The sequence below is a fragment of the Vibrio sp. 10N.261.52.A1 genome, assembly GCF_002876325.1.
Lineage (GTDB): Bacteria > Pseudomonadota > Gammaproteobacteria > Enterobacterales > Vibrionaceae > Vibrio > Vibrio chagasii.
Genome location: NZ_MCYD01000447.1, coordinates 1 through 2,078, shown reverse-complemented (window position 1 = coordinate 2,078; position 2,078 = coordinate 1). Strand labels below are relative to the sequence as shown.

4 protein-coding genes are annotated in these 2,078 nt (G+C 42.9%); all 4 read right to left on the bottom strand.

Annotated features, from left to right (window positions below):
* Positions 1-482 (bottom strand): GNAT family N-acetyltransferase (locus BCT81_RS05320; RefSeq protein ID WP_102423445.1); only part of this gene is annotated, 482 nt, incomplete at its 3' end.
* Entirely contained in the window at positions 472-1,020 is a 549-nt protein-coding gene (locus tag BCT81_RS05315) for a GNAT family protein (protein ID WP_102423444.1), read from the bottom strand. The genes BCT81_RS05320 and BCT81_RS05315, both read right to left, overlap by 11 nt.
* 38 nt (positions 1,021-1,058) lie before the next feature.
* Positions 1,059-1,577 (bottom strand): GNAT family N-acetyltransferase, encoded by a 519-nt coding sequence (locus BCT81_RS05310; protein WP_102423443.1) that lies wholly within the window; start codon positions 1,575-1,577, stop codon positions 1,059-1,061.
* A gap of 39 nt (positions 1,578-1,616) precedes the next feature.
* Positions 1,617-2,078: HAD-IA family hydrolase (locus BCT81_RS05305; RefSeq protein ID WP_102423442.1), on the bottom strand; the 462-nt coding region annotated here is incomplete at its 5' end.

Below are 2,078 nucleotides of genomic sequence, written 5' to 3'. Positions count from 1 at the left end.
GGTAAACGCCTAGCATTAGCTAAACGAGCTTCTTGCTGGTAGCCACATCGCTGCGCCACTGCCTGACTTTTCACATTCGTTGCTGCCATTTTTATCTCAACACGCTTTGCCCCTTTATCAAGAAAGGCAAACTCTTCAACGAGTTGAATCGCCTCGCTCACATAACCAAATCCCGTTTTCGAAGTTCGTAACCAATAACCGATTTCAAAACAAGGTATAGAGTCGTCTCGGACAATAAAACCAATGGCGCCGATGAACGCCTCAGTATTCTTTTCAATAATACTGAACCAAAACTCCCCCACAAAATTAGAGAAATTACTGGCAGCCTCTTGAGTATTGAGTTTAAGTTGTTGCCGAGTTAACGATTCAGAAACCCAAGGCAGGAATTCGGACAACTCAGCCATACATTCTTGAACAACGTTAAACATTTCATCAGTATGGATTAATGAAGGAGGTGTTAATTTAAGTCGTTCACTTTCCATTACTCTCACCTTCCCACTCTGAGCGAAGCATCGCTAATACAACGGTATCCCACCACTTATTTTTGAAGAATCGGTGCTCTTTAAAGCAAGCTTCTTGTCTCATCCCGAGTGACTTACACAATCTTATCGCCGCTAGATTCTCACCAATGGTTTCTGCATAAATTCGATGAACACCTAACTCTGAAAACCCAAAACCAGCCAGAGCTTTGGCCGCTTCTACGGGTAGCCCTTTCCCCTGAATTGCTCTCGCAAAAGCGCAGCCCATTGAAGCTTGCTGGTTATCTTCAAGGCGTAAACACACGGTTCCGATAAACTTCCCTGACTCTTTACTTTCCACAGCTAATTGATAGGACTGACGAGGATCTTCCTCAGCCTGTTCAACAAACAATTGGGTGAGTTGATGGTACTTACTAGGCTCACAATCAGTTTCATCATAGAAACGCTGATATTTGGCGTCCTGTGACATGGCCACAAACGCGCTTTTATCTTCAAGCGTCATATCTCGAAGAACTAATCGGTTAGTTTCTAGTTTGAACATCAAAACTCCTTTTTATCTGTCTCCTAAACTGCATTACGTTACTGACAGTCAAGCCAATAACGAGCTACTGGACCAGGAAAAACTTTACCAAAAACTATTTTTTCAAACTTACCGCCATTTGCCTCAATGACTTTTCGTGAAGCTATATTGTCTTCGTCTGCGGTAATCAAAGCTTGTTTAATACCTAGAGAGCTCGCTTTTGGAATAGCGAATTTGAGTATTGCCTTACCATAGCCAGAACCTCTCTTTGAGGGAGCAATATCGTAGCCAATGTGCCCCGCTTCAAGTGACAGAAACTCATTATCGATGCGATGACGAACACGAATGGCGCCGAGTATCTCTCCTTCATCATTTACCAACCAATAATGATTACATGGCACATAACCATCGGGTAAGTTAACGCCTCTAGCCTCATCATTTAAGCATTCAATATAACGAGAAAAATCAAGAACACCGTCTTTGTAATAATCAGAGTTATCGATGTCGTGCTCCAAGAAGTCTTGATAATACACCTTAAAAGCGGACTCAAATTCTTTTGAGGGCGATACTAGTTTCATTGTTATCTATTCCTCTTACGACACAATTAAAGGAGCTTTCTAATTAGCAAGATGAATCTGATAGGTTCCAATTTGACTGCGAGTAAGTATGAGTTCATCAAACCCATTTACGATCAAATCCGCTTGGTTCAATTCTTCTCTGGTATGGCTGGTTAATAGAGCGATAGTGAAACATCCTGCCTTCTTGGCCGATAGTACGCCAGATGGTGAATCTTCAACTGCGACGCAATCTTCTGGTTTTGCGCCCAAAGCTTCTGCGGCTTTAAGGAAAGGATCCGGTGCTGGCTTACCTCGTACCACATCTTCGGCACAAATCATGACCTTTGGCAACGTAAAACCGGAGGCTTCCAAGCTTGTTGTTGCGACCGCTCTAGGTCCACTCGTTGCGATTGACCAGCAATCCGGACCTAATTTTGATAAAAAATCATGAGAATTTGGTATAGCCTTGGCGCGCTTCATCTCTTGGGTCGCAATAGTTTTGACTTTATTGACCTCAGTGAC

Bases quoted from the DNA above. Each gene is read 5' to 3' on its own strand.
- BCT81_RS05315 (WP_102423444.1), bottom strand. From the start codon at position 1,020: ATGTTCAAACTAGAAACTAACCGATTAGTTCTTCGAGATATGACGCTT.
- BCT81_RS05310 (WP_102423443.1), bottom strand. From the start codon at position 1,577: ATGAAACTAGTATCGCCCTCAAAAGAATTTGAGTCCGCTTTTAAGGTG.